Below are 10090 nucleotides of genomic sequence, written 5' to 3'. Positions count from 1 at the left end.
CCTATTAAATAAGGAAATTAAATCCCTATTTAATTAATAAATAATTTGTTTCCTGGGCTGGCATTTCACAGGCCAGCCTTTTTTTTTCGATGGGCCCGTTAGCTCGCGTCCCCGCGAGCTGCCGGGCACACCATGAGTAAATATTACTGGCAACTCAAGCTGAATGTGTAAATCAGGAGGTCATTAATCTTCACGGTGATGGAGCTCAGCACAGCATTCATGTCCACTTTAACACCAGTATTCCCGCTCCAGTCGTCATACCTGTTCATAGCCTTCGCACTAAGGAACATCGGCAGGTCACCGGGCAGGAGCTCCGGCTTCGCCAGGCCTGTATTGGTCAGGAATAAACCTATCGGTACGCGTAGCTGGGCTAATTTATTGACGGTATCCCTGTAATAATAACTGGCAATACCTACCGAACCATCGTAAGTCCTGACTGTATTTTTGACAATGTTCTGCTTTGCATCCCAGGTATATTCATAATGATTGGTGACCATATTATCATTCTTCTCAAACGTATAATCGAGACCGGTCAATTGTTTTCCCGTGTATTGAAATTGGAGAATGATATCATTCACGAATTCCTTTTTTGTATCGTCGAACGTGAACATTTTCACCTGTGCCAGGCTGCCGTCAGAATGATAGAACAGGCTATCATAATTCCTGAGTAACCCTGAGCTGGTGTACAATACTTCCCGTTTCACGATCAGAGTATCCTTGTAATGGAATTTGCAGGTGGTGAATGCATTCCGGGAGGATTCCAGTTTTCTCTGGGACGAATAAGAATAACTGGTCTGCATATAATCCGGACTATTATTATAAGAAGCGATATGATCTGCCACGCAATCCAGCCTGGGAGGATCAGGTGGAGGCTGAACAGTGGGATCAGTTTTACCGCAGCAAAACAAGAGAACGGAAAAGGCCGGAATCCATTTGACGAGGGACATGGGAAGAGGTTTAGGAACAAGATAATAAAATATACATATCTTGCAACCGCCAGTAAATCTACGTCCTCTACTATTTTACCTTAATAAATCAGACTTTCCCTCCATTAGTGGAATTGACAGAAAAAGAAATACAGGATGAAGTTGTATTGATGCAGCAGTTCCGCGCAGGCAGCGAGGAGGCATTTACAATGATCTACCGCCACCTGTACCAACGGGTATTCTGGTTTGCCAGGAAGTTCATGGAAGAGGCTGAAGATGCCCGTGACCTGACCGCTGAAGCTTTTATACAGCTCTGGCAGCAGAACCATCAGCTGAAAGACCTTAACGAAGTGGCTGCCTTCCTCTTTGTGATTGTGCGGAACAAATGTTATAACCTGCTGAAACACCGGCAGATGAAGGCCGGCCGCAAGGAAGAACTGCTCCGTCAGCTCAATGAAAGGGAGCAGGGGGATTTCCTGGAGGAACAGGTACAGCTTGAACTGGTTCACAGGATCTATACCGAAGTGAATAAACTGGCGCCACGCATGAAGGAGATCTTTCTCCTTTCTTACCGCGATGGCCTGAAACCGGCCGAGATAGCCACACTCCTGCAGATAAAAGCCCAAACGGTAACCAACCAGCGGGTGACTGCCATCCGCATCCTGCAACTGGCCCTGGGCAAGGATTTCATGCTCTCATTCCTCCTCCTTGTGGAATGTGGATTTCTTCTTTGATGCCACTCTTCCCAAAAAAAATCAGGAAAATTTCAATTTCAACTGGTTGATTGGACCGCTTCGATTGTTATGAGGGCTTATGATACCCAAACAACAGCTTATCGGTCTCTTAACCGGGCACCTGCGAGACGATCTGACGGATCAGGACCAGGAGCAGCTCAATAACTGGATCGATGCATCGGAGCGTAACCGGCTTCTCTTTGAATCCATCGATGATGAAGAGCAGCTTCGAAGCCTGGTATTATTGTATTTCCAGGAAAAAACAGAGAACAATGAGGAGCTCATTCTGCAGAAGATCCGTACCGGTATGAGCACCTTACCAGCTATTACGCCTGTACGGAAAATGCCATCGCTATGGAAATGGGTAGCGGCCGTGGCAGTGGTAACAGCGGGTATCGGCTTTTATTTCCTGGACATCAGGGAGAACAAGAAAGAAGGTACGCTGGCAGGAAACTCCGCGGAGATACTGCCCGGCAAAGAGGGCGCCATTCTTACCCTGGCCGATGGAACCAAAATGGTGCTGGATACACTAGGGAACGGCGTAATAGCCTCTGAGAATGGCACACAGGTGCTGCTGCAGAACGGATCCCTGAGCTACGCACAGAACGCAACGGAAGGAGAAGCAGTTACCAATGTACTGAGTACGCCCAAAGGCAGACAGTTCAGACTGGTACTGCCGGATGGAACAAAAGTGTGGATGAATGCCGCGAGTTCGCTCAGGTATCCTACCATCTTCTCAGGAAACAAGCGCCAGGTGAGGGTTACAGGAGAAGTATTCTTTGAAGTGGCACCTAATCATCTGCAACCTTTCCTGGTGGATATCGATAATAAAGCGCAAGTGGAAGTATTAGGTACTCAGTTCAACGTGAATGCCTATTCAAATGAAAAGAATATCAGGACCACCCTGGTTGACGGCAGTATCAGGATCAGGGCAGGCGCTGGTTATGATACCAGTTCCTTCAAAGTAATGAAACCCGGAGAACAGGCTCAGTCCAGCCTTTCAGAGCAGGCCAACCTGCAGGGCGTGAAAGTGGTGAACAATGTGAACATAGAAAAAGTAATCGCCTGGAAAAAAGGCCTCTTCAATTTTGAGGATGCCAGCCTGGAAGAAGTGCTGAGACAGATAGAGCGCTGGTACGATATAGAAGTGGTGTATGAAAAAGGAATTATCCCTGACATCATTTTCGGAGGGAAGTTCAGTAATGATGTGAGCCTGGAAGGGATGTTGAGATCACTCAAAGAATCGGAAGTGAATTTCCGTATGGAAGGACGCAAACTGATTGTATTACCATAAATAAAAAAGAGTATAGCCATCAGATAACAAAACCGGATCGCCCCATAAGCAAAAAACCGAAGGCGCTTGCAACACCTTCGGCAAAGTAGCCGGGTCGATTTAAACACCGCTAAGCATTTATTAACCAACCAAACTGTAACAAAAGTATGCCCAAAACTGCTACTTGTGACCAGTGTGACACGTCTTTTTTGTACCCCGGGCCAAAAACCGATGAGAACTGTTTCCGGCAACCAGCCGGGATCATGGCCAGGGTACAGAGATCAGGCGATTCTTCACTGCTCACAGCTTCAATGTTCAAAGCTATGAGACTGTTAACCATCTTTCTTTTTGCCACTTCACTGACTGTTTCGGCAAACTCTTTTTCCCAGAATATTTCATTTTCGGGAAATGGGATCACGCTGAAACAATTATTCACGGCAGTAGAAAAACAAACTGGCTATGTGTTTTTCTACAACAAGCAATTGCTCACAGACACCAAACCCGTAAGCATTACAGCCGTGGATATGCCGCTCAGTGACTTCCTGCAAACCGTGCTACGCGATCAGCCGCTGACCTTCCGGATCGAAGGAAAGACCATCACGCTGGCCCGCAGGATTCCCGAACTCACCATCCGTACTGCTCCGTCGCGGGAAACACCGGCTGACACTACCGAAACCATTTCCGGCCTTGTTACCTCGGAAACACTGGAGCCCGTTGCCGGTGCCAGTGTAATGGTTAAGGGAACGAAGAAAGGCGCTACCACAGATACAAAAGGAGTCTTTACCATACAGGTTGCCATCGGCCAGGTGCTTGTATTTTCTGCGGTAGGTTATGAGTCCACTGAAATAAAAGTGAGGAACACATCCAGGCTGATGGTGAAAATGCCGCTTTCCGTGTCATCCATGAAAGACCATGTGGTAACGGGCATCTACCAGCGAAAAAAAGAAAGCTTCACCGGTTCATCCACCACCTTCACGGCAAAGGAGCTGAAGATGATCGGAAACCAGAATGCCCTGCAGGCATTGAAAACACTGGACCCGGCATTCGCCGTGGTGGAAAATTCCACTTTCGGCTCAGATCCCAACAGGCTTCCCGATATCGAGATCCGTGGAAAGAGCAGCGTGATCGGCCTCACGGAACAATACGGTACCAACCCCAACCAGCCACTCTTCATCCTGGATGGTTTTGAAAGCACCCTGGCCATCATCAGCGACCTGAGCATGGACCGCATCGAAACCATCACGCTGCTGAAAGACGCCGCTGCTACGGCCATCTACGGTTCCAAGGCAGCCAATGGGGTAGTGGTGGTGGAAACACGCCGCCCTGCTGCCGGAAAACTCCGCCTCAACTATACCAACAATACCAGTTTCAATTTTGCCGACCTCTCTGATTACAACCTGATGAATGCACAGGAAAAACTGGAATTCGAGAAAAAATCCATGTTCCTCGGCTCCATCAATGCCGATGGAAACTTTGTAACGGAAGAAGGCGATGCCAAATACAATAGCAGGCTCGCAGAGATCAGGCGTGGCGTGAACAGTTACTGGATGAATGAACCACTTCGTTTTGCCACCACTCAGCGCCATACGGTGTTTGCAGAGGGCGGCGACAATAACCTTCGGTACGGAGCCACCCTGGCCTTCGGGGAAAACCAGGGTGTGATGAAAGGCTCCGGCAGAAAGCTCACCAGCGGAAACGTCCGCCTGATCTATCGTAAAGACCGGATCTCCGTTACCAACTCACTCACCATCGATGGATTAAGATCTACCAGGGAATCCATTCCTTTCTCTGATTTCTCCCGGGCAAATCCCTATTTCAGGAAATACAACGACGTGGGTGGCATCAACAAGATCCTGGAATCTTTCTCTTATCTCGATTTAGCTTCCGGCCTCACGCAGAAAAGCGAAACCTATTTCAATCCACTCTTCGATTTTAAGAACAGGAACGTGAACAAATCGGAATCGCAGGGATTCACCAATAACTTCGAGATCGAATGGCGCGCGCTCAATGAACTGAGGGCACGTGCACGTTTCAGCATCAACCAGCTCACTGTGCGTGATGAGATCTTCCGGTCGCCATTCAATTCCGAGTTTCACAATACTGATCCCCTGCAGCAAGGCACCTTCTTTGAGCAGAACGACCGCCAGCTCAACTACGACGGAGATTTCAGTCTTACCTACGGAAAACTGCTTGCTGAGAAACATATGATCAATGTGGTTGGCGGAATCCGCTTTACGCAAAGCTCTACAGTAGGAAGTTCCTACGAAGTGCGTGGTTTTGTGACCGACGAATTTCCCAACGCGGCATTCGCCTTCGATTATTCTGACAGCAAGCGCGCACTCTACCGCGAATCAAAACGACGCAGCGCCAGCTACTTCATCAATACCGGTTACTCTTTTGACGAACGCTTTCTCTTTGACGCTACCGTGCGCTCAGACGGTGCTTCCGTGTTCGGCGCTGACAGGCAGTTCACCACCATCTGGTCGATGGGCCTTGGATGGAATATCCATAACGAAAGATTCTTCAGAGACTCGCATTACGATTGGGTGAACAGTCTCCGTCTACGCGGTTCCATAGGTAATCCCGGCAACCAGACCTTCAGTGATTATATTTCCATGAGAGTGTACAGGTTCAACAACGAGATCCGCAATCCATTCGGCCCCAGCGTAGTGATCGCGAATCCCGGAAACCCGGATCTGAAATGGCAGAAGACATTGGACCGAAATATCGGACTGGACCTGATCACATTGAAGAACCGGCTTCGCCTCAACCTGGATTATTTTGTTAAGACCACAGACCCGCTTCTGGTATTTGTTGCGATGCCTTCTTCTTCAGGCGCATCCAGCGTTTCAAGCAATTTCGGGGGACTTGACCAGAAAGGTTTCACCATCACAGCCAATTATGGATTGCTGATGCAGCGTGATCTCAACTGGTACATCAATATCAATGCACGTAGCCTGAAATCGAGCTACAAAAATTTCGGCAACGCACTTTCCAACTTCAATGAAAAGAACAAAGGTGTGAACATGGTGCGTTACTATGATGGCGCCAGCCCTTCAGACCTATGGGCCGTTCCATCACTCGGCATCGATCCCGCCACCGGCAGGGAAGTGTTTCTGGGCAAAGATGGTAACCAGACCTTCATACATGATTACAGGAATGAAGTAGTGGTAGGCAACAGTGACCCCGATGTGGAAGGCATTATCGGAAGCTCCGTATCCTACAAAGGGTTTACGGCAAACATAAGCCTGCGTTACAGGATCGGTGGACAGGTTTTCATGCAGACCCTGTATGATAAAGTGGAAAATATTCCTTACCACAAGATCGGTCTGAACCAGGACAAGCGAGCACTTTCCGAGCGTTGGCAGAAACCCGGTGATAACGCACGGTTCAAAGCCATTATGGAGACAAGATCGAATCCCATGTCTTCGAGGTTTGTGGAAGACAATAATATACTGTCAGGTGAATCCATTTCTGTTGGTTATGAAACCAACAATGCACGCTGGCTTAAGTTCATCCGCGCATCAGGCGTAACCTTCAGGGCTTATATGAACGATATCTTCAGGGTATCCACTGTACTGAATGAACGCGGGATCGACTATCCTTTCGCCAGGTCAGTTTCTTTCACCGCAGGCGTAAGGTTTTAATTGATAAAAGCCAAAAACACAAAGCATGAAATTTACAATATTGAGTATAGTGGCATCGCTGGGACTGCTGTTGGGAGGATGCAAAAAGTGGATCGATGTGAAGCCGGCCGACAGGCTCGCAGAGAACCAGCTGTTCTCCACTACCCAGGGATATCTCACGGCACTGAACGGCGTGTATGTTGAGCTCGCCAATGCAAAACTTTACGGAGAACAGATGTCTGTTTCCGCACTGGATGTAATGGCGCAGTACTACTTCATGAACATCAGCACGCATCGTTTTTATGACCATGCCGTTTTCGGATACACTGCAGACAGGGCCAGGTCAACCTTTGATGATATGTGGACAAAAGCCTATGAGCTGATCCTCAACTGCAATACCATCATCGAAAAATGCGGGGAGAACAGCAACCCTTTACTGAAAGGTCCATACTTCGGTATCGTGAAAGGAGAGGCGCTGGCACTGAGGGCCATGCTGCACCTGGATATGCTGCGCCTGTTCGGTCCCATATATTCAGAGGCCGACAAAACCCGTCCCTGCATTCCTTACAACACCTCATCACGCCCCGCCGTAAGCGCATTACTCGGCTCTGAAGAGATCATGAATAAAGTGATTGACGATCTTACCAAAGCTGCTGTGCTGCTGAAAGAATCAGATCCTGTGATCACTTCGGGTGTTCGGGCAGGTTCCAATCCCACGGGCTCCAACGATCTTTACTACCGTCAGTACCGTCTCAACTACTATGCTGTGAAAGCCTTGCTGGCAAGGGCTTACCTGTGGAAACAGGATAAAGGGAATGCGTTGTCAACAGCACGGGAGATCCTTACGGCCGTGCTGGATCCTGCAAAGCCCGTCTTCAGGATAGGCGTTCAGAATCCTGCAGCTGCACCGTCAGACTTCGATCATATGATCGTGAACGAAGTGATGTTCTCGCTTTATACCATCAACCGCCAGAATCTCTACAACAATTTCTTCACGCCTGACCTGATCAAGGAGCGCAGGCTCAGCTTCAACAATAACGACGATAATCAGACGCGCAAGAATGCTTTGTACGACGATCAGAATGATGTACGCCTGAAGGCCTGGATGACGCAGACCAATACCAACGGATCTTTCCTCACTCATGTAAAATACGGTGTAACCACCAATGGCCCTGGTCCGAATATGATCCCGCTCATCAGGCTGAGTGAAGTGATCCTCACTGTTGCCGAATGTGCACCAACACTTGAGGAAGGAACCACTTTCCTCAACCTGCTGCGCACCGGCAGGAACTGTGTGAGCCTGGCGCCCGCCACAACGGTACAATTGAAAGATTTCATTACACGTGAGTTCCGTAAGGAAGTGATAGGAGAGGGGCAGATGTTCTTCTACTACAAGCGCAATTCAACTACGACCATTCCGAACAACGCCAACCTTACCGGCACCAAGCAAATGATATTATCAAACTATGTTGTGCCATTGCCTCTCAGCGAAATTTCTGTGCGGGGCAACTAACATCATTCATGTAAAAGATTATACAATGAAAAGAATCATATTCTGGTCATTCCTGCTGGCGCTTGTAGTGCCGATGGCATCCTGCAAAAAAGAAATGATGCAATATACCGGAATGGAAGGGATCTACTTTGCCGTGCAGTCCGGCCCTTCTTATTCAGCACCGGCAACATGGCCGTTCAGACCATATACCAATATAGAATTTGTGAAGCAGCCAGCCAGTGTAACGGAGCTGGAGACAAAGATCAAAGTAATGATCACCGGTCCGGTAAAGGATTACGACAGGCCTTTTAAAGTGGAAGTGAATCCGGATTCAACCACTGCGCAGGAAGGTGTGCATTATCTTCCGATCCAGGGAACCTACAGCATCCCGGCCAATTCAACATTCGGATATATTCCCGTTACATTGAAGCGCACGGCGGATATGCTGAATGAGAACAAAACACTCGGGCTCCGGCTGGTTGCCAATGAACATTTCGGACTTGCATTTCCCAAATGGAAAGCGTTGCCTGATCTGGCTAATACATCATTGGGTAACGACACTGCCTTTGACGCCAGGCTGCATGTGATCAATGTGAACGATCTGATGGTTCAGCCAGCTGTATGGCGTGGCTCCATCCAGGCGGGGAACAGGGAATCGGGTGTATGGGGCGCATTCACCAGGAAGAAACTGACACTGATGTGCCAGATGTTCAACCTCAAATATGAAGACTTCAGTTCCGAAGCCACCATGACGCCTGTGCTGGTTACGCTGATCCACCAGGAGATGTCGCGCTGGCTTATCATCCAGTTCAACAATGGCACTCCGGTGCTGGAGGACGATGGCAGGCTCATGTTCGTAGGCGCTGTTCCCTGGACCTCTTACATTGGAGTACCGTACAATTAACCACAAACTGCAATTACTCATGAAAAGAATCCTTCTCATCATACTTACTGCATCCGGCACCTTCCTTGCGGCATGCTTCAAAGACACTGGTAATTACGATTACAAAGACATCAATGAGATCACTATAACCGGGATCGCAGCCAATTATAACGCCGTGTTCAACAGGGATGTGCTGCATATTGAACCCATCATTAAAATGACGGAAGCCAATGCCGATGCTTCCCGCTTCAACTACTACTGGATCCTGGTGAAAGGCACCACAGTGGTTGACACCGTTGGCCGCAAGCAGGTGCTGGATTACGCAGTGAATGCCAGTCCGGATACCTATGTGCTCACGCTGCGCATCGTGGATAATGCTACCGGTCTTGCCTGGAAAAAAAGTTCCAGCCTCACAGTCGGCACCAATTATTCTTCCGGCCTCATGCTGATAGGGACTTCAGAGAGCGGCGCTGCAGAAGTGGAAATGATCTCCATGGGAAACGATACTACCATTGTGCACGGCATCCTTGCTTCAAGCGGACTGCCCACTTTGTATGACCCCGTTACCGTCCTGCATACGGGCACCAGGGATACCAACAGCAACTATACCAGGGTATGGGTGATGACGAAGAGCGGATCTTATTACCTTGACCGCAAAACCATGACAGGCAACACTTCCAGGAAATTCAGTTCCATCATTGCCATTTCGGAGAACCTGGATAAAGAGAACCTGAAACCCATCCTGCTTGCACCGCAGATCAGAGACAGGGCAGGCAATACAGGCAATACCTATTCCCGCGCCATGATGACCAGTGAAGGGCATATCTTTCCTACCAGCACATTCCTGAATGGTGGAGATTTCTATACCAATCCCATAAACAGGGCAGAATCCAATTTCGATCATCTTATCAAGCCAGCACCATACCTGTTCTATTCCATCGGGAATATGAACTCCGTAATGTGGTACGATACAGAGAACAACCGTTTCATGAACTATGCCAACTTCGGTCTGGGATTGTTTTCCACTATTCCTTCCGATCTGCCCGGCGATGCATTTTCCTGGAACCAGGCGGCTACCGGCCGTACCCTGGTATACGGAGAAAATACGCGTAACACGGATGGCGGCTCCACCAATGGAAATTCATTTACCATCATG

The 10090-nt window shown here is 48.7% G+C and carries 7 protein-coding genes; 6 read left to right on the top strand and 1 reads right to left on the bottom strand.

The genetic code is table 11. From position 1 onward, the window contains the following. Positions 1–143: 143 nt before the first annotated feature. Entirely contained in the window at positions 144–947 is an 804-nt protein-coding gene (locus ACTHMC_RS05790) for a hypothetical protein (protein ID WP_440411649.1), read from the bottom strand. Between the two features lie 107 nt (positions 948–1054). Between ACTHMC_RS05790 and ACTHMC_RS05785 the strand changes: the two genes are divergently transcribed. The 6 genes from ACTHMC_RS05785 to ACTHMC_RS05760 all read left to right on the top strand — a co-directional run. Continuing rightward, positions 1055–1660: an RNA polymerase sigma factor gene (locus tag ACTHMC_RS05785; RefSeq protein ID WP_440411648.1), complete on the top strand. Its 606-nt coding sequence runs from the start codon at positions 1055–1057 to the stop codon at positions 1658–1660. A gap of 79 nt (positions 1661–1739) precedes the next feature. Then, positions 1740–2954, top strand: coding sequence for a FecR family protein (locus ACTHMC_RS05780; protein ID WP_440411647.1), 1215 nt, complete (start codon positions 1740–1742; stop codon positions 2952–2954). A 242-nt stretch (positions 2955–3196) separates the two neighbouring features. Continuing rightward, positions 3197–6580: a SusC/RagA family TonB-linked outer membrane protein gene (locus ACTHMC_RS05775; protein ID WP_440411646.1), complete on the top strand. Its 3384-nt coding sequence runs from the start codon at positions 3197–3199 to the stop codon at positions 6578–6580. A 25-nt stretch (positions 6581–6605) separates the two neighbouring features. After that, a complete protein-coding gene (locus ACTHMC_RS05770) occupies positions 6606–8072 on the top strand; it encodes a RagB/SusD family nutrient uptake outer membrane protein (RefSeq protein ID WP_440411645.1) in 1467 nt (488 codons plus the stop codon). A gap of 25 nt (positions 8073–8097) precedes the next feature. Further along, on the top strand, positions 8098–8955 hold the full coding sequence (locus ACTHMC_RS05765) for a DUF4843 domain-containing protein (protein WP_440411644.1): 858 nt from the start codon (positions 8098–8100) through the stop codon (positions 8953–8955). A 19-nt stretch (positions 8956–8974) separates the two neighbouring features. Beyond that, the coding region (locus ACTHMC_RS05760; RefSeq protein WP_440411643.1) for a PKD-like family lipoprotein at positions 8975–10090 on the top strand (1116 nt) is incomplete at its 3' end.

Source organism: Pseudobacter sp. (assembly GCF_051955275.1).
Lineage (GTDB): Bacteria > Bacteroidota > Bacteroidia > Chitinophagales > Chitinophagaceae > Pseudobacter.
This window is presented reverse-complemented; position numbering and strand designations above follow the sequence as displayed.

Coding starts and splice junctions, on each gene's coding strand:
- ACTHMC_RS05790 (WP_440411649.1), bottom strand. CDS start 947: ATGTCCCTCGTCAAATGGATTCCGGCCTTTTCCGTTCTCTTGTTTTGC.
- ACTHMC_RS05780 (WP_440411647.1), top strand. CDS start 1,740: ATGATACCCAAACAACAGCTTATCGGTCTCTTAACCGGGCACCTGCGA.
- ACTHMC_RS05775 (WP_440411646.1), top strand. CDS start 3,197: ATGGCCAGGGTACAGAGATCAGGCGATTCTTCACTGCTCACAGCTTCA.
- ACTHMC_RS05770 (WP_440411645.1), top strand. CDS start 6,606: ATGAAATTTACAATATTGAGTATAGTGGCATCGCTGGGACTGCTGTTG.
- ACTHMC_RS05765 (WP_440411644.1), top strand. CDS start 8,098: ATGAAAAGAATCATATTCTGGTCATTCCTGCTGGCGCTTGTAGTGCCG.